The organism is Streptomyces sp. ATLC9 (assembly GCF_057196705.1).
In genome coordinates this window covers 21569-38535 of the sequence record NZ_JBXUOY010000006.1, presented here as the reverse complement: position 1 = coordinate 38535, position 16967 = coordinate 21569, and the positions used below count along the sequence as shown (strand labels likewise).

The following is a 16967-nucleotide window of genomic DNA, read 5'->3' as shown; positions in this document are numbered from 1 at the left end:
ACAGGGGAATACGGACGTGCGACCGGTTCCTCCGTGCCGGGATTCGAACATGCCGGAGCGTTCCGTGCCAGGATCGGGGAACCGGCGCACCCCGTGCCACAGGAGGAATGGTGACAGACCTTCACAGATCCCGGTTCTCCGTCCGCGCGCTTGCCTCCGCCCTGGCGGCACTGGCCGCACTGACGGCGCTGACCGGCTGCGAGGACGGCTCGGACGAGGCGGCCCCCAGCGGCCCTTCCGTGATCGCGCCCGGCAGACCGGGCGAAGCCGCCGAGACGCTCTCCCCGGAGGAGGCGCGGAAGGCGGGCGAGACGCTCAGGGACAAGCCCAACGCAGCGGACTTCTCCTACGTCACGGGGATGATCGAGCACCATCGGCAGGCGCTGGTGATGACCGACCTGGCCGAGAAGCACGCCGGATCGGGCAAGGTACGCCGGCTCGCCGACCGGATCGCGGCGGCTCAGGGCCCGGAGATCTCGGCGATGCGGTCCTGGCTCAAGCGCAACGGCCGTGACGAGGGCGGGGAGGGCGGCCACCAGGACCACGGAGAGCACGGCGGCCACGGCGGCGCGCCGATGCCCGGCATGGCGACCGAGGAGCAGCTCGATGAGTTGCGGCAGGCCCGCGGCGAGGACTTCGACCGGCTCTTCCTGAAGCTGATGATCGCCCACCACCGGGGCGCGGTGACGATGGCCAAGGACGTGGCGGCCGACGGCCGCGACGTCCAGGTCCAGGAGATGGCCGGGGACGTGGCCGTCCAGCAGACGGCCGAGATCAACCGGATGCGCGCGATGTCCTGACGGGCCGTCGCGGACGGAGGTCGCCACGGGGCGCGCGGGCCGGAGCCCGTGCGCCCTGCCCTTCGCCGAGGGCCGTCCGGTACCGCTGGAGATGACGCGGAAGCAGATCGACGACACGGTCGACCGGTTCGCCGAAGCGGCGCGACGGGCGCTGGCGGCCGGGTTCGAGGTCGCCGGGATCCACGGCGCGCACGGCTATCTGCTCCACGAGTTCCTCCCCCCGCTCTCCAACCGGCGCACGGACGCCTACGGCGGGAGCCTCGAGAACCGCACACGCCTGGCCCTGAGGATCGTGGACGCGGTGCGGGAGGTGTGGCCAGGAGAGCTGCCGCTGTTCCTCCGGGTCTCGGCGACCGACTGGGCGGCGGGCGGCTGGAGTCCCGAGGAGACCGTGCGGCTGGCCGCACTGCTGCGCGAGCACGGCGTGGATCTGCTCGACGTCTCCAGCGGAGGCGCCGTGCCGGGGGCGCGCGTCCCCGTCGGCCCCGGTTACCAGGTCCCCTTCGCCGCCCGCGTCAGGGCCGAGACGGGGCTGCCGGTGGCGGCGGTGGGTCTGATCACCGAACCGGAGCAGGCCGGGAAGACGGTCGCGAACGGCGAGGCGGACGCGGTGTTCCGCGGCCGGGAGCCGCTGCGCGACCCGCACTGGGCGCTCCGCGCCGCACGGGCGCTCGGCTCGGAGCGTCCGGTGCGCCTGCCCGACCAGTACGCCTGGGCTGTCTGACGCCGGGGCGCCGCACCGGCCCGCGCGGGCGGCGGCCGGTTGCGTGCGATCGGCTGAGAGGCACCGGACCGACCCAGTAGAGTGACCGCCCGTGGCAGCACGACCGTTGAACGAGATCGTCGAACCGGGCTGGGCCAAGGCGCTGGAGCCGGTGGCCGGACGCATCGCCGCGATGGGCGACTTCCTGCGCGCGGAGATCGCCGCGGGGCGCACCTACCTTCCCGCCGGGCCGAACGTGCTGCGCGCCTTCCAGCAGCCCTTCGACGACGTACGGGTCCTCATCGTGGGCCAGGACCCCTACCCCACACCGGGCCACGCCGTCGGACTGAGCTTCTCCGTCGCACCCGAGGTGCGCCCGCTGCCCGGCAGCCTGGAGAACATCTTCCGCGAACTGCACGGCGACCTCGGGACGCCCCACCCGTCCAGCGGTGACCTCACCCCGTGGACGCGGCAGGGCGTCCTGCTGCTCAACAGGGCGCTGACCACCGCGCCGCGCCGGCCCGCGGCGCACCGGGGCAAGGGCTGGGAGGAGGTCACCGAGCAGGCGATCCGGGCGCTGGCGGCCCGCGGCAAGCCGCTGGTGGCCGTCCTGTGGGGCCGGGACGCCCGGAACCTGCGGCCACTGCTGGAGGCGTACCCGGCGGTGGAGTCGGCCCACCCCTCCCCCATGTCGGCGGACCGCGGGTTCTTCGGGTCGCGCCCGTTCAGCCGGGCCAACGAGCTGCTGGTGCGGCAGGGCGGGGAGCCGGTCGACTGGCGCCTGCCGTGACGGACCGCCCGGCGCCCTGGGTCCTGGGGATCGACTCGGGCGGGTCGGGCCTGCGCCTCGCCCTGGCCCGGGCCGGCGGTGACACCCGCACGGCGCCGCCGGGCCCGGTGGGCACCGCCGCCGCGGACTCCCCGGTGCGCACCGGCCCCGCGGGCATCGACGCGGCCCATCTGCTGGAGCTGGTACTGCCCCGGGCCCGCTCCCTGCTGGCCGCCGCCGATCCGGACACCGCCGGGGCGGGCCCGGCCGGACTCCGGATCGACACCGTGTGCGTGGGGGCGGCGGGCATGGCGACGCTCGGCGGCGAACTGCGCGCCGTGCTGCCGGAGGCGTTCGCCCGGGAGCTGGGCGCCCGGTGCACGGCGCTGGCCGCCGACGCCGTGACCGCGTACGCCGGAGCCCTGGGCGAGCGGCCCGGCGCCGTGGTCGCCGCCGGGACCGGGATGATCGCGACGGGTACGGATCTGCGCTCCTGGCGGCGCGCCGACGGCTGGGGTCATCTGCTGGGCGACTGCGGCGGCGGCGCCTGGATCGGCCGGGCCGGGCTGGAGGCGGCGATGCGCGCCCACGACGGCCGGACGGACAGCTCGGCCGCGCTGCTCACCCGCGCCGAGGCCTTGTTCGGCCCCGCGGCCTCCCTGCCGGGGAAGCTGTATCCGCGCACCGACCGTCCGGCGGTGCTTGCGTCGTTCGCCCCGGAGGTGGCCGGATGCGCCGACCGGGACCCGGTGGCGGCGCGCATCGTCGAGGAGGCGGCCGTTCACATCGCCGACAGCGCCGCCGCCGTCTGCCCGGGGGCCCGGGACAGCCTCGTCGCCCTGACCGGCGGGCTCTTCCGGATCGGCGAGCCGCTGCTCGCCCCCCTGCGGCGGGAGCTGGCCGTACGGCTGCCGCACACCCGGACCGTCCCGGCGGCGGGGGACCCCCTGGCCGGAGCCCTGCTCCTGGCCGCCCGGCTGGCCCGGGGCACACTGCGGCTGCCGCGGGATCCGGTCCTTCTCCACATCAGGTGAGGGGTGGGAGGAGGCGGAAGCGGACACACCGGGCAACACGCTCCGGTAACGCGGTGGAACGGGTCCGTCACCGCGACGCGCGGGACAAAAAGGGGCAGACCAGTACTCCTCCGCCCCGCCCGAACAGCCAAACCCGCCAAGGCATTAGCATGCGGCGCCATGAGCACCCCCACTGGGCCCGCGAACGGCCTGCCCGTACGAATGCCGCGTCCCCGCCAGTCCGGACGGCACCGCCGTCCTCGGCCCGCCATAGCGCCTGACGGTGCGCCCGCTCTGGTGCTGGCCGTCCCCGGGGTGCCCTCCGGCGCCTCCCGGAGCCTTGCCGAGGAGATCCTGAGCATCGCCCGTTCCGAGCTGCCCGGGCTCGACGCCCGGGTCGGTTTCGTGGACGGTGACGACGGCGAGTTCCCCGCCCTCCGGAGTGCGCTGACGCAGGCCGCGGCCGATCGCGCCTCCCGGGCCGCCGCGGCGACGGCCGCCATCGAGTCCGCCGCCGCCGAGGCGGTGGAGGCCGGTGCGGAGGCCGCCGAGGTGGAGGCCGAGGCCGAGGCCGCCCGCCGCCGGATCGAGGAGGCCCCGCTCGCGGTGGTCGTCCCTCTGCTGGCCGGGCCCGACGGCGCGCAGCTGCGCCGGATACGCCAGGCCGTGCTCGAGAGCGGCTCCGGCGCCGAGTTGACCGACGTGCTCGGCCCGCACCCGCTGCTGGCCGAGGCCGTCCACGTCAAGCTCTCGGAGGCGGGGCTGGCCCGGGCCGACCGCGCCCGGCTGTTCACCGTGGCGACCGCCGCCGACGGCATCATCCTGGCCGCCATGGGCGGTGAGGAGGCCGTGCAGGCCGCCGGGATCACCGGGATGCTGCTGGCCGCACGCCTGGCGGTGCCGGTGCTGTCCGCGGGGCTGGACGAGGAGGGCGCCGTCACCCGCGCCGCCGAGCAGTTGCGCGAGGCCGGTTCCCGGCAGCTCGCCCTGGCTCCCTGCCTGATCGGCCCCGAGGTCCCCGAGGGCCTGCTGGAGTCCGCCGCGCGGGAGGCCGACTGCCAGGCCGCCGAACCGCTGGGCTCCTACACGGCGGTGGGCAGGCTGGTGGCCTCCACCTACGCCGCGAAGCTCGGCATCGCCCAGCGGTCGCCGCAGGGGGCGCAGGCCCACTGACCCGGGCCCCTCCCCCGCGGCCCGCCGGGCCGCGGGGCGACCGGGCGGCGGGCCGAGTCCCCGGCCGGTCCCTCAGCAGAGGACGACGCAGGTGGCGGCCGGCGCCTGGATCGAGCCCGCCCGGTGCGGCACCCCGGTTTCCGGCTCGATGTCGAACCAGGTCACGTCACCCGACCGCTCGTTGGCGGCGTAGAGCCTGCGGCCGGCAGGGTCCAGGGCCAGGTCGCGCGGCCAGTGCCCGCCGCAGGGGACGGTGGTGACCAGCTCCATGCCTTCGCCGTTCGGCTCCAGGGCCAGTACGGCGATGCTGTCGTGTCCGCGATTGGCCGCCCAGGCCCAGCGGCCGTCGGCGGAGACCACCAGTTCCGAGGGATGGTTCTTCCCCTCCGCCCCGGAACCCGTCGGCAGCGTGCCGACCTCCCCCGCGGGCTCCAGAACGCCGCTCGTCCGGTCCCAGCGGCAGCAGACCACGGTGGAGACCAGCTCGTTGACGATGTACGCCCGGTCGCCGCGCGGATGGAAGGCCAGGTGCCGGGGCCCACTGCCGGGCCGCAGCGGCGTCCGCCCGTGCGGGCGGAGCGCGGCCGCGGCGTGGTCGAGCCGGTAGACCCACACCGAGTCGGCGCCGAGATCGACCGCCAGCAGCCAGCGCCACGAGGCGTCGGCGACCACGGCGTGGGCGTGCGGTCCCTCCTGCCGCCCGCGTACCGGCCCGCGGCCGCTGTGGGGCAGTACGGCGGCCTGTGCGCCGAGGGTGCCGTCAAGCCGCAGCGGCAGCGAGCTGACGCTTCCCGACGTGTAGTTGGCGGTGATCAACTGCCCGGCCGCGCAGGTCAGATGAGCGGGGCCGGCGCCTTCGACGGCCACCGGCGCGCCGGCGGGGCTCGGCCGGTCGGGGTCGGCCAGGGACAGCGCGGCGGCGCGGCCGTCCTCGGTCTCGCTCACCGCGTAGAGCATCCCTCCGCCCGGCCCCGGCACGAGGTAGGAGGGGTCGGGTACCGCATCCGTGTGGTGCAGCACCGTCAGCGCCCCGGTGTCCGGGTCGACGGCGGCCGTGGTGATGCCGTGTCCGCCCGCCGAGGTGTAGGACCCGATGTACGCCCGCCGTCCGCCGTCCGCACCGTCCACTGTGCCGCCCTCTCCCGTTCGATCCTGTCCGGCTCTGCCCGAATCGCTGCCCCGCTTCCGGGGCCGGGGCGACCGTAGCATTGGCCTGGACCAGACTGGGATGGCTCCCACCCCTCCCCTGGTCCGCCCCTGCCCCGATACGGCGGTGCGGCTAGCCGAGGAAGGACAGCCGCACCCGCCGGTCGGGGTTGTCGCCGTTGGTGTCCACCAGGCAGACCGACTGCCAGGTGCCCAGCTCCAGCCGTCCGCCGATCACCGGCAGGGTGGCGTGCGGCGGGACGAGGGCCGGCAGGACGTGGTCACGGCCGTGGCCGGGACTGCCGTGCCGGTGGCGCCACCTGCCGTCGGCCGGAAGCAGGTAGCGCAGCGCGGCGAGCAGGTCGTCGTCGCTGCCCGCGCCGGTCTCGATGACCGCGATGCCGGCCGTCGCGTGCGGGACGAAGACGTTGAGCAGCCCGTCGCGGCCGTCGGCGACCTCCGCGAGGAAACCCTCGCATTCGCGGGTGAGGTCGGCGACGGTCTCGTCCGAGCCGGTGGTGATGTGAAGGGTACGGGTGCTGAAGCGATCGCTCATGACTCCATCCTGGGGCCTGCCCCCGCTCCGGGAAGCATCCGGCCGCGCCCGTGGTTGGCCGGGACGTGGAGTTCTCGGAGGCGGAGGTCGTGATCGTGGGCGCCGGGCAGGCCGGCCTGTCGAGCGCCTACCACCTGCGGCGCGCCGGATACGAGCCGGGCCGGGAGTTCGTCGTGCTGGACCACTCCCCGCGCCCCGGCGGGGCCTGGCAGTTCCGCTGGCCCACCCTGACGTACGAGCGGGTGCACGGGATGCACTCCCTGCCCGGCATGGAGCTGACCGGCGCCGATCCCCACCGCCCCTCCTCCGAGGTGATCGGCGGGTACTTCGCCGACTACGAGCACTTCTTCGGCCTGCGGGTGCGGCGCCCGGTGCATGTGCGCGCGGTGCGCGAGGCCGGGGACGGACGGCTGCTGGTGGAGACCGACGCCGGCGTGTGGGCCGCCCGGGCGCTGATCAACGCCACCGGGACCTGGGACCGTCCCTTCCGGCCCCGGGTGCGCGGCCAGGAGTCCTTCGCCGGCCGCCAGTTCCACACCTCCCGCTACCCCGGACCGGACGCCTTCGCGGGCGAGCGCGTGGTGGTCGTGGGCGGCGGCACCTCCGCCGTGCAGCATCTGCTGGAGATCTCACCGGTCGCCGCCGCCACGGCCTGGGTGACCCGCCGCGAGCCGGCCTTCACCGAGGGACCGTTCGACGCCGAGCGCGGACGCGCGGCGGTCGCGCTGGTGGAGGAGCGCGTGCGCGACGGGCTGCCGCCGCGCAGCGTGGTCTCCGTGACGGGGCTGCCCATGACCGAGGAGACGCGCCGCGCCCGGGAGAGCGGGGTGCTGCGGCGCCTGCCGATGTTCGACCGGATCAGCCCCGGCGGCGTGGAGTGGGACGACGGGCGCTCCGTCGCGGCGGACAGCATCGTGTGGGCCACCGGTTTCCGTCCCGCGGTCGGCCATCTGGCACCGCTGCGGCTGCGCGAGCCGGGCGGCGGCATCCGCATGGACGGCACCCGCGTGGTGCGCGATCCGCGGATCCATCTGGTCGGCTACGGCCCCTCGGCGAGCACCGTCGGCGCGGGCCGGGCGGGCCGGGCCGCGGTACGCGCGGTGCGGGACCTCCTCGGCCGCCCCTCGGGCGGCGGACAGGTGGCCGGCGGGCCGCCCTCCGCGCACACGGCGGCGCGGGAGGCGTCCGCGCGGTGACCGCCGGACGTGTGAGGCACGCGTCGTGCCGGTGACGCGCGCGGAGCGCCGCCCCCGCGGCCCGGCTTCCGGGACCTGAGGAGCGGGATCAGCGGCCCCGGCTCAGCGGCGCGGAGCGGAGATGCTGGAGTCGCGGACGACCAGTTCGGGCTGGAGCACGATCCGCTGGTGCCGGTGCCCGGCGGCCGCCTCCCCGGTCTCCTCGATGAGCAGATCGGCGGCCGTGCGCCCCATCCGGAAGGCGGGCTGCCGCACCGAGGTCAGGGGCACGGCCGCCGCCGCGGCGAACTCGATGTCGTCGTAACCGACCAGGGCGATGTCACCGGGCACCGGGACCCCGGCGGCGAACAGCGCCTGGAGCACTCCCAGTGCGAGCAGGTCGTTGGCGCAGAACACCGCCGTCGGCCTGGACGTCATCCCCAGCAGTCTGGCGCCGGCGTCCCGGCCCGCCGCGACGTCGAGCCGCTCGCCCTCGATCCGCCGCAGCGCGCTGTGGGGCAACCCCGCCTCGCTCAGGGCCGCCAGCGCGCCGGTGTGCCGGTCGCGGCACTGTGACAGGTGCATCGGACCGCTCACGTAGACCATTTCCCGGTGGCCCTGGGAGAGCAGGTGCCGGGCGGCCAGCGATCCGCCCGTGATGTCGTCGACGGAGACCGAGCAGCCCTCGTCGGCGCTGTCCAGTACCCGGTCCACCACGACGTAGGGGATGTCGTGGCGGCGGAAGTCGGCCAGGTTCCGGCCGGAGGTGTCGGCCGGGGTGACCAGGACGCCGCGCACTCTCTGCTCGGCGAACAGGGAGAGGTAGTCCGCCTCCTCGGCGGGACTCTGCGCGCTGTTGCACAGCATCACGCCGAGTCCCTCCTCCCGTGCCGCCCGCTCGGCCCCGGAGGCGACGTCGGCGAAGAAGGGGTTGGCCATGTCCAGGACGAGCAGGGCGATGATCCGGCTGCGGCCCGCGCGCAGATGCCGCGCGGACTCGCTGCGCACATAGCCGAGTTGGGCTATCACCGTCTGTACCCGGTTCCTGGTCTCCTCGGCGACCATCTCCGGCCGGTTGATGACGTTGGAGACGGTGCCCACCGACACCCCCGCCTGACGTGCCACGTCCTTGATGCCCACCATGCGCGCCACGAGCCCGACCGTCTCCCGTTTCCTGCTGTCCGCGGCGCCCGGCCCGGGACCGCGCGCCCATGCTACGCACCCGCCCCGGGGCCCGGGACACACCGGAGCCCGCGGGTCAGTCGAGGTGGAAGACCTCGGTGAGAGGACGCATGGCCTCGTCCGGCCGCGCGCCGTCCGGGGACTCGAAGAAGCCGGACATCTCCGCCTGCCAGCGGGCGTTGGCGTCCGCGGCCTCCATCGCGGCCCTGGCCGCGGCGAAGTCCTCGGTCTCCAGATAGCCGACGAGGAGCCCGTCCTCGCGAAGGAAGAGCGAGTAGTTGCGCCAGCCGCTCTCCCTCAGGGCGCGGAGCATCTCCGGCCAGACGGCGGCGTGCCGCTCGCGGTACTCCGTCAGCCGGTCGGCGCGGACCTTCAGCAGAAAGCAGACTCGCTGCACGCACTCCTCCTCGTCGGAAACCGTGGGCGACCGTGAACACCGTCATGAAAGGTTTCACGGAGGTCGCACGGACGGTAGGGGCATCCTCCGCTCCGCGTCAACGGGCCGCGGACGGAAAAGTCCTAATGTCCGTGAAGTGCCGGAGCTTCGGCCCGCACCCGCCCTCCACCCCTTGACACCCTGGTCGACCCCCCATAGTTTTCCGGGCGATGAAACGATTCATGAAGCCGTCCGGACCTCGGGAGCTCTGACGCATGACCGCCGTGTCCGCCGTGAAGGCGGCCCTCAGGAAACAGGCCATCGAGACTCCCTCGTGGGCCTACGGCAACTCCGGAACCCGTTTCAAGGTCTTCGCGCAGCCCGGCGTCCCGCGTACCCCGCGGGAGAAGCTCGACGACGCGGCCCGGGTGCACGCGCACACCGGCGTCGCTCCGACCGTGGCCCTGCACATCCCCTGGGACCGGGTCGACGACTACGCCGCGCTGGCCCGGTACGCGAAGGAGCGCGGCCTGTCCCTCGGCACGATCAACTCCAACGTCTTCCAGGACGACGACTACCGGCTCGGCAGCGTCTGCCACCCCGACGCGGCCGTGCGGCGCAAGGCGCTGGACCACCTGCTGGAGTGCGTCGACATCATGGACGCCACCGGCTCGCGCGATCTGAAGCTGTGGTTCGCCGACGGCACCAACTACCCGGGCCAGGACGACATCCGCGCCCGTCAGGACCGGCTGGCCGAGGCGCTCGCAGCGGTGTACGAGCGCCTCGGCGCGGGGCAGCGGATGCTGCTGGAGTACAAGTTCTTCGAGCCCGCCTTCTACACCACCGACGTCCCCGACTGGGGCACCGCCTACGCCCACTGCCTGCGGCTGGGCGAGAAGGCGCAGGTGGTGGTGGACACCGGCCACCACGCACCGGGCACCAACATCGAGTTCATCGTGGCCGTGCTGCTGCGCGAGGGGAAGCTGGGCGGTTTCGACTTCAACTCCCGCTTCTACGCCGACGACGACCTGATGGTCGGTTCGGCCGATCCCTTCCAGCTCTTCCGGATCATGTACGAGGTGGTGCGCGGCGGCGGGTACGGGCCGCGGACCGCCTTCATGCTCGACCAGTGCCACAACATCGAGGCGAAGATCCCCGCCATCATCCGCTCGGTGATGAACGTCCAGGAGGCCACCGCCAAGGCCCTGCTGGTCGACCGCGAGGCGCTGTCGGCCGCCCAGGCGGCCGGCGACGTGCTGGCCGCCAACGCCGTGCTGATGGACGCCTACGCCACCGACGTACGGCCGCTGCTGGCCGAGGTCCGCGAGGAGACGGGCCTGGACCCGGACCCGGTCGCGGCCTACCACCGCTCGGGATGGGCCGAGCGGATCGCCGAGGACCGCAAGGGCGGCCGCCAGGCCGGCTGGGGAGCGTGAGCGACATGGAAGGCAACCGTACGGCGGAGCGGGAGACGGTCGAGGCGCTGCTGGCGCGCTCGCACCGGCTGGGCTCCGATCCGCGCAACACCAACTACGCGGGCGGCAACACCTCCGCCAAGGGCACCGGCACCGACCCCGTGACCGGCGGCGGGACCGAACTGCTGTGGGTCAAGGGCTCCGGCGGGGACCTAGGCACGCTGACCGCGGACGGACTGGCGGCCCTGCGTCTGGACCGGCTGCGCGCGCTGAGGGACGTGTATCCGGGGGTGGAGCGCGAGGACGAGATGGTCGCCGCGTTCGACCACTGCCTGCACGGCCGGGGCGGCGCGGCCCCCTCCATCGACACCGCGATGCACGGCCTGGTGGACGCCGCCCACGTCGACCACCTCCACCCCGACTCCGGCATCGCGCTCGCCTGCGCCGCCGACGGCGAGAAGCTGACGGCCGAGTGCTTCGGCGACACCGTCGCCTGGATCCCGTGGCGGCGCCCCGGTTTCCAGCTCGGGCTGGACATCGCCGCGGTCAAGGAGGCCAGCCCGCAGGCGATCGGCTGCGTCCTGGGCGGGCACGGCGTCACCGCGTGGGGCGACACCTCGGAGGAGTGCGAGGCCAACTCGCTGCACATCATCCGCACCGCCGAGGCGTTCCTCGCCGAGCGCGGCCGGCCCGAGCCGTTCGGCCCGGTCCTGGAGGGTTACGAGCCGCTGGAGGAGGACGAGCGCCGGGCGCGCGCCGCCGCGCTGGCGCCGTACGTGCGCGCCGTCGCCTCCGCCGACCGGCCGCAGGTCGGGCACTTCACCGACACCGGCGTTGTGCTGGACTTCCTCTCCCGCGCCGAGCACCCGCGCCTGGCCGCCCTGGGCACCTCCTGCCCGGACCACTTCCTGCGCACCAAGGTCCGCCCCCTGGTCCTGGACCTGCCGGCGACCGCACCGCTGGAGGAGGCCGTCGCCCGGCTGAAGGAGCTGCACGCCGCCTACCGCGCGGAGTACCGGGCGTACTACGAGCGGCACGCGGTCCCCGGCTCCCCCGCGATGCGCGGGGCGGACCCGGCGATCGTCCTGGTACCGGGGGTGGGGATGTTCTCCTTCGGCAAGGACAAGCAGACCGCGCGGGTGGCGGGCGAGTTCTACGTCAACGCGGTCAACGTGATGCGCGGGGCCGAGGCCGTCTCCTCCTACTCCCCCATCGAGGAGAGGGAGAAGTTCCGCATCGAGTACTGGGAACTGGAGGAGGCCAAGCTGCGGCGGATGCCGAGGCCGAAGCCCCTGGCCACCCGGATCGCGCTGGTCACCGGTGCGGGCTCCGGCATCGGGCGGGCCATCGCGCGCCGGCTGGCCGCCGAGGGCGCGTGCGTGGCCGTCGCGGACGTGGACGGGCGCGCGGCCGAGGCCGTCGCCGGGGAGCTGGGAGGCTCCGACCGGGCCGTGGCCGTCACCGTCGACGTCACCGACGAGGCGGGGGTCAGGGCGGCCCTGGCCGAGACCGCCCTGGCCTTCGGCGGCGTGGACCTGGTGGTCAACAACGCCGGGATCTCCGTCTCCAGGCCGCTGCTGGAGACCACCGCCGAGGACTGGGACCGCCAGCACGCCATCATGGCCCGCGGCTCCTTCCTGGTCTCACGCGAGGCGGCCCGGGTGATGACCGCGCAAGGTCTGGGCGGCGACATCGTCTACATCGCCTCCAAGAACGCCGTGTTCGCGGGTCCCAACAACGTCGCCTACGGCGCGGCCAAGGCCGACCAGGCGCACCAGGTGCGGCTGCTGGCGGCCGAGCTGGGCGAGGCCGGCATCCGTGTCAACGGCGTCAACCCCGACGGGGTGGTACGCGGCTCCGGTATCTTCGCGGGCGGCTGGGGCGCGCGGCGCGCGGCGGTGTACGGGGTGCCGGAGGAGAAGCTCGGCGAGTTCTACGCCCAGCGCACCCTTCTCAAGCGCGAGGTGCTGCCCGAGCACGTGGCGAACGCGGTGTTCGCGCTGACGGGCGGCGAGCTGAGCCACACCACCGGGCTGCTCGTGCCCGTCGACGCGGGAGTCGCCGCGGCCTTCCTGCGCTGACGCCCCCAACCCCTGCCCGGCCGCCGTGTGAACCCCGTCGTGCCACCGTGGCCGCCGGGCAGGCCCCACTCCCCTTCCCGTGAGGTCCCGCCGTGTCCCCTGCCCCACCACCGCCCTCCCCCCTGTCCTACGCCGCCGTCGACCTGGGCGCCTCCAGCGGGCGCGTCATGGTGGGCACGGCCGGACCGGGTGTTCTGGAGCTGCGCGAGGCGCACCGCTTCCCCAACCGCCCCGTCCGCGCCGGCGGCACCCTGTACTGGGACGTCCTCGGCCTGTACCGGGGCGTACTGGACGGACTGCGGAAGGCGGGCCGCGCCGCGCCGCAAGGGCGCCTGGCCTCCGTCGGCATCGACTCCTGGGCGGTGGACTACGGGCTGCTGGACGCCTCGGGCGTGCTGCTGGGCAATCCGGCGCACTACCGCGACGGCCGTACGGCGGGGGCCGCCGAGCGGGCCGCGGACGTGCTGCCGCCCGAAGAGCTGTACACCGCCACGGGCCTGCAGTACCAGCCGTTCAACACCCTCCACCAGCTGGTGGCGGCCCGCGGTACGCCCGCGCTGGAGGCCGCCCGGCGCCTGCTGCTGATCCCGGACCTGATCGCGTACTGGCTGACGGGCGAGGCGGGCACCGAGCTGACCAACGCCTCCACCACCCAGCTGGTCGACCCGCGCACCGGCGACTGGGCGCGGCCGGTGGCGGAGGCGTTCGGCATCGATCTGTCGCTGTTCCCGCCGCTGCGGCGGCCGGGGGATCCGGCGGGCGAGCTGCTGGGCGAGGTGCTGGAGGAGTGCGGGCTGACCGGGCCGGTACCGGTGACGGCCGTCGGCTCGCACGACACCGCCTCGGCGGTGGCCGGGGTGCCCGCGGAGAGCGGGCGGGCGTTCGCGTACATCGCCACGGGCACCTGGTCGCTGGCCGGTGTGGAGCTGGAGGCGCCGGTGCTCACCGAGGACTCGCGCGCCGCGAACTTCACCAACGAGCTGGGTGTGGACGGCACGGTCCGCTACCTGCGCAACATCATGGGGCTGTGGCTTCTCCAGGAGTGTCTGCGCTCCTGGGAGGCCGAGGGGCTCGCGCCGGACCTGGGGACGCTGCTGCGCGAGGCGGCGGAGGCGCCGGGGCTGCGGTCGGTGGTGGACGCCGGCGATCCGGCCTTCCTGGCACCGGGGCGGATGCCGGCGCGGATCGCCGAGGCGTGCCGCCGCACCGGTCAGCCGGCCCCCCGCGATCCGGCCGAGACGGTCCGCTGCGTTCTGGACTCCCTGGCACTGGCCCACCGCCGGGCGGTCGCCGACGCCCAGCGGCTGTCGGGACGGGAGGTGGAGGTGGTGCACATCGTCGGCGGCGGGGCGCGCAACGAACTGCTGTGCCGGCTGACGGCCGACGCCTGCGGGCTGCCGGTGGTGGCGGGCCCGGCCGAGGCGGCGGCCTTCGGCAACGTGCTGGTCCAGGCGCGCGCGGCCGGCGCCGTGCGCGGCGACCTGGCGGCGCTGCGCTCCCTGCTGCGCGCCACCCGGCCGCTGCGGCACCATGAGCCCATGGGTGACCAGGCAGCCTGGCGTCGGGCGGAGGCCGCGGTATGCGGGTAGCGCTGTTCGTGACGTGCGTGACCGACACCCTCTACCCGGGCACCGGCCGGGCCGCTCTCGCCGTGCTGGAGCGGCTGGGGGTGGAGGTGGACTTCCCCCTGGCCCAGAGCTGCTGCGGGCAGCCGCAGCTCAACACCGGCTACCGGCGCGAGACCGAGCCGCTGGTGCGCCGTTTCGCCGAGGTCTTCCACGGCTACGACCACATCGTCACCCCGTCCGGTTCGTGCGCGGCGATGGTGCGTGAGAACCATCCGCGGATCGCCGCCCGGGCCTTCGGCGGCGGGACCGCGCAGGCCGTGGCGGAGGTTGCTTCCAGGACGTACGAGCTGAGCGAGTTCCTGGTGGACGTGCTGGGGGTGACGGACGTGGGCGCGTACTACCCGCACACCGTGACCTACCACCCGACCTGCCACGGCCTGCGGACGCTGGGACTGGGCGACCGGCCCCGGCGGCTGCTGGAGAACGTGCGCGGCCTGGAGCTGGTGGAACTGCCGGGCGCACGGGAGTGCTGCGGTTTCGGCGGGACGTTCGCGGTGAAGAACGCGGCGGTGTCGGCGGCGATGGGTGCGGACAAGGCGCGCGGCATCGAGCGCACGGGGGCGGAGGCGGTGTGCGCGGTGGACAACTCCTGTCTGATGCACATCGGCGGCACCCTGGCCCGGCGGGGCTCGGCCGTCCGGCCCGTCCACCTCGCCGAGATCCTGGCCTCGACGGACGGCGGCACGGCTGTGGTCGGCGCCGCGCCCGACGGCCCCGAGGAGGCGGCACGATGAGTGGTGGAACGTTCCTGGGCATGCCCGCCTTCCCCGAGGCCGCCGCCGCGGCCGTCCGTGACAGGCGGCTGCGCCGCAATCTGGGCCACGCCACCGGCACCATCCGCGCCAAACGCGCGCGGGCCGTCGCCGAACTGCCGGACTGGGCCGAGCTGCGGGCCGCCGGCGCGGCGATCAAGGACCGCACCCTGCGCCACCTCGACCACTACCTGGAGCGGCTGGAGGAGGCAGTGACCGCCGCGGGCGGCACCGTGCACTGGGCGGCCGACGCAGACGAGGCCAACCGGATCGTCACCGGCCTGGTCCGCGCCACCGGTGAGAGCGAGGTGGTCAAGGTCAAGTCGATGGCCACTCAGGAGATCGGCCTGAACCGGGCCCTGGAGGCCGCCGGGATCCGCGCCTACGAGACCGACCTGGCCGAGCTGATCGTCCAGCTCGGCGACGACCTGCCCTCGCACATCCTCGTCCCCGCCATCCACCGCGACCGCGGCGAGATCCGCGACATCTTCCGCTCCGAGATGGCGGACTGGGGCCGTCCCGCGCCCGAGGACCTGAGCGACGACCCGGCCGAGCTGGCCGAGGCCGCCCGGCTGCACCTGAGGGAGAAGTTCCTGCGCGCGAAGGTCGGGGTCTCGGGCGCCAACTTCATGGTGGCCGAGACCGGCACGCTGGTGGTGGTGGAGTCCGAGGGCAACGGGCGGATGTGCCTGACCCTGCCCGAGACGCTGATCTCGGTGGTCGGCATCGAGAAGGTGGTGCCCACCTGGCGCGATCTGGAGGTCTTCCTCCAGCTTCTGCCCCGCTCCTCCACCGCCGAGCGGATGAACCCCTACACCTCGATGTGGACGGGCGCCGCGGATGCCGAAGGGGCCGACGGCCCGCGCGACTTCCATCTGGTGCTGCTGGACAACGGCCGCACCGACGCGCTGGCCGACACCGTGGGCCGCCAGGCGCTGCGCTGCATCCGCTGCTCGGCCTGCCTGAACGTCTGCCCGGTCTACGAGCGGGCGGGCGGGCACGCCTACGGCTCGGCCTATCCGGGCCCGATCGGCGCGATCCTCACTCCCCAGCTGCGCGGCACGGCGACGGAGCTGGACGCCTCGCTGCCGTACGCGTCCTCGCTGTGCGGGGCCTGCTACGAGGTCTGCCCGGTGGCCATCGACATCCCCCAGGTCCTGGTCCACCTGCGCGAGCGTGTCGTGGAGGGCGGCGAGGCGACGGTGCGCGGACGGCGCACCACCATCCGTCCCGCCCGCGGGCACGCCGCCGAGCGGGCGGCGATGCGGGCGGCCCGCTGGGTCTTCGAGCATCCGGCGGCGCTGCGGGCCGGCCAGCGGCTGGCCTCCCGCACCAGGCGGCTGCACCCGCGCCGCCTGCCGGGACCGGGCCGGGCCTGGACGGCGAGCCGCGAGCTGCCCCGGGTGCCCGCCGAGTCCTTCCGCGACTGGTGGCTGCGCGAACGGGCGGACGACGGCGGGGGACGGGGAGACCGGGAAGGACGGGGAGGCGACCGATGAGCGGCCGCGAGGTGGTGCTGGGCCGGATCCGCCGCGCCCTGCGGGACGTACCGCGCTCCGAGGCGCCGGACGACGTCCCCGTGCCCCGGGAGTACGCGCGGGCCCACCTCCCCTCCGGCGCCGGAGCGGCCGGGGCTTCCGGGACGCTCGCCGAACTGCTGGCGGAGAACCTGGCGGACTACCGCGCCGTGGTGCACCGCACCGGCGCCGGAGGTCTGCCCCCGCTGCTGTGCCGTCTGCTGGCGGCACGCGGCAGCGCCGCGGTGCTGGTGCCGCCCGGCCTGCCTCCCCACTGGCTGGAGGCCGCCGGCCCCGTCCGCGTCCACGACCTCGCCGCCGCGACCGCGCGCGAACTGGACCCGGTGGACAGCGTGGTGACCGGGTGCGCGGTGGCGGTCGCGGAGACCGGCACGATCGTGCTGGACGGCGGCCCCGGGCAGGGGCGCCGCCGCATCACCCTGATCCCCGACCACCACATCTGCGTGGTACGCGTCCCCGGGCAGGTGGTGGCGTCGGTGCCCGAGGCGTTGGAGAGGCTCGATCCGGTCCGCCCGCTGACCTGGATCTCCGGCCCGTCGGCCACCAGCGACATCGAGCTGGACCGGGTGGAGGGCGTCCACGGGCCGCGCACCCTGGAGGTGGTACTCGTCGAGGAGTGAGCCGGGGCGTGGACCACCGGGCGCGCGCAACCGGGGCTGC

Annotated in this window: 15 protein-coding genes and 1 pseudogene; 12 read left to right on the top strand and 4 right to left on the bottom strand. The window is 74.8% G+C overall.

Translation table 11 applies throughout. The features are described 5' to 3' along the window. Nucleotides 1-107: 107 nt before the first annotated feature. The 5 genes and pseudogenes from AC2CJA_RS01480 (at nt 108) to AC2CJA_RS01460 (ending at nt 4458) form a co-directional block, all read left to right on the top strand. Nucleotides 108-800 (top strand): DUF305 domain-containing protein, encoded by a 693-nt coding sequence (locus AC2CJA_RS01480; protein ID WP_484600790.1) that lies wholly within the window; start codon nt 108-110, stop codon nt 798-800. Continuing rightward, nucleotides 745-1524: pseudogene (locus tag AC2CJA_RS01475) on the top strand (oxidoreductase); the annotation flags it as partial. The gene AC2CJA_RS01480 and the pseudogene AC2CJA_RS01475, both read left to right, overlap by 56 nt. A gap of 91 nt (nt 1525-1615) precedes the next feature. Further along, entirely contained in the window at nt 1616-2293 is a 678-nt protein-coding gene (locus tag AC2CJA_RS01470; protein WP_484600789.1) for a uracil-DNA glycosylase, read from the top strand. Further along, entirely contained in the window at nt 2290-3306 is a 1017-nt protein-coding gene (locus AC2CJA_RS01465; RefSeq protein WP_484600788.1) for an N-acetylglucosamine kinase, read from the top strand. Before AC2CJA_RS01470 ends, AC2CJA_RS01465 begins: the two co-directional genes overlap by 4 nt. A gap of 159 nt (nt 3307-3465) precedes the next feature. After that, entirely contained in the window at nt 3466-4458 is a 993-nt protein-coding gene (locus AC2CJA_RS01460; protein WP_484600787.1) for a sirohydrochlorin chelatase family protein, read from the top strand. 72 nt (nt 4459-4530) lie between these two features. Here AC2CJA_RS01460 and AC2CJA_RS01455 read toward each other — a convergent pair whose 3' ends face one another. Beyond that, entirely contained in the window at nt 4531-5586 is a 1056-nt protein-coding gene (locus tag AC2CJA_RS01455; protein ID WP_484600786.1) for a lactonase family protein, read from the bottom strand. A gap of 151 nt (nt 5587-5737) precedes the next feature. After that, nucleotides 5738-6160 carry a secondary thiamine-phosphate synthase enzyme YjbQ gene (locus tag AC2CJA_RS01450; protein ID WP_484600785.1) on the bottom strand — a complete coding sequence of 141 codons (423 nt, stop codon included), beginning with the start codon at nt 6158-6160 and terminating at the stop codon, nt 5738-5740. A gap of 65 nt (nt 6161-6225) precedes the next feature. Here AC2CJA_RS01450 and AC2CJA_RS01445 point away from each other — a divergent pair, with 65 nt between their 5' ends. Beyond that, nucleotides 6226-7356, top strand: a complete 1131-nt coding sequence (locus AC2CJA_RS01445; protein WP_484600784.1) for an NAD(P)-binding domain-containing protein — start codon at nt 6226-6228, stop codon at nt 7354-7356. A 102-nt stretch (nt 7357-7458) separates the two neighbouring features. Here the strand turns inward: AC2CJA_RS01445 and AC2CJA_RS01440 are convergent, their stop codons facing one another. Together AC2CJA_RS01440 and AC2CJA_RS01435 are read right to left on the bottom strand one after the other, a co-directional pair. After that, a complete protein-coding gene (locus AC2CJA_RS01440; RefSeq protein WP_484600812.1) occupies nt 7459-8478 on the bottom strand; it encodes a LacI family DNA-binding transcriptional regulator in 1020 nt (339 codons plus the stop codon). A gap of 115 nt (nt 8479-8593) precedes the next feature. Beyond that, nucleotides 8594-8914 carry an L-rhamnose mutarotase gene (locus AC2CJA_RS01435; RefSeq protein ID WP_484600783.1) on the bottom strand — a complete coding sequence of 107 codons (321 nt, stop codon included), beginning with the start codon at nt 8912-8914 and terminating at the stop codon, nt 8594-8596. Between the two features lie 254 nt (nt 8915-9168). Here AC2CJA_RS01435 and rhaI point away from each other — a divergent pair, with 254 nt between their 5' ends. The 6 genes from rhaI (at nt 9169) to AC2CJA_RS01405 (ending at nt 16927) form a co-directional block, all read left to right on the top strand. After that, nucleotides 9169-10329: an L-rhamnose isomerase gene (rhaI, locus tag AC2CJA_RS01430; protein ID WP_484600782.1), complete on the top strand. Its 1161-nt coding sequence runs from the start codon at nt 9169-9171 to the stop codon at nt 10327-10329. 5 nt (nt 10330-10334) lie between these two features. Next, nucleotides 10335-12389, top strand: coding sequence for a bifunctional aldolase/short-chain dehydrogenase (locus AC2CJA_RS01425; RefSeq protein ID WP_484600811.1), 2055 nt, complete (start codon nt 10335-10337; stop codon nt 12387-12389). Nucleotides 12390-12481: 92 nt separating this feature from the next. After that, complete coding sequence (locus AC2CJA_RS01420) at nt 12482-13978, top strand: rhamnulokinase (RefSeq protein ID WP_484600781.1); 1497 nt, start codon at nt 12482-12484, stop codon at nt 13976-13978. Then, nucleotides 13969-14751 carry a (Fe-S)-binding protein gene (locus AC2CJA_RS01415; protein WP_484600780.1) on the top strand — a complete coding sequence of 261 codons (783 nt, stop codon included), beginning with the start codon at nt 13969-13971 and terminating at the stop codon, nt 14749-14751. The genes AC2CJA_RS01420 and AC2CJA_RS01415 overlap by 10 nt, the downstream gene beginning before the upstream one ends. Then, complete coding sequence (locus tag AC2CJA_RS01410) at nt 14748-16268, top strand: lactate utilization protein B (RefSeq protein WP_484600779.1); 1521 nt, start codon at nt 14748-14750, stop codon at nt 16266-16268. Before AC2CJA_RS01415 ends, AC2CJA_RS01410 begins: the two co-directional genes overlap by 4 nt. Continuing rightward, nucleotides 16265-16927, top strand: coding sequence for a LutC/YkgG family protein (locus AC2CJA_RS01405; protein WP_484600778.1), 663 nt, complete (start codon nt 16265-16267; stop codon nt 16925-16927). Before AC2CJA_RS01410 ends, AC2CJA_RS01405 begins: the two co-directional genes overlap by 4 nt. Nucleotides 16928-16967: the final 40 nt, after the last annotated feature.

Excerpts from the sequence above, each read along its gene's own strand:
- AC2CJA_RS01405 (WP_484600778.1), top strand. The coding sequence starts at position 16,265 with ATGAGCGGCCGCGAGGTGGTGCTGGGCCGGATCCGCCGCGCCCTGCGG.
- AC2CJA_RS01450 (WP_484600785.1), bottom strand. The coding sequence starts at position 6,160 with ATGAGCGATCGCTTCAGCACCCGTACCCTTCACATCACCACCGGCTCG.
- AC2CJA_RS01410 (WP_484600779.1), top strand. The coding sequence starts at position 14,748 with ATGAGTGGTGGAACGTTCCTGGGCATGCCCGCCTTCCCCGAGGCCGCC.
- AC2CJA_RS01415 (WP_484600780.1), top strand. The coding sequence starts at position 13,969 with ATGCGGGTAGCGCTGTTCGTGACGTGCGTGACCGACACCCTCTACCCG.
- AC2CJA_RS01480 (WP_484600790.1), top strand. The coding sequence starts at position 108 with ATGGTGACAGACCTTCACAGATCCCGGTTCTCCGTCCGCGCGCTTGCC.
- AC2CJA_RS01425 (WP_484600811.1), top strand. The coding sequence starts at position 10,335 with ATGGAAGGCAACCGTACGGCGGAGCGGGAGACGGTCGAGGCGCTGCTG.
- rhaI (WP_484600782.1), top strand. The coding sequence starts at position 9,169 with ATGACCGCCGTGTCCGCCGTGAAGGCGGCCCTCAGGAAACAGGCCATC.
- AC2CJA_RS01460 (WP_484600787.1), top strand. The coding sequence starts at position 3,466 with ATGAGCACCCCCACTGGGCCCGCGAACGGCCTGCCCGTACGAATGCCG.
- AC2CJA_RS01440 (WP_484600812.1), bottom strand. The coding sequence starts at position 8,478 with ATGGTGGGCATCAAGGACGTGGCACGTCAGGCGGGGGTGTCGGTGGGC.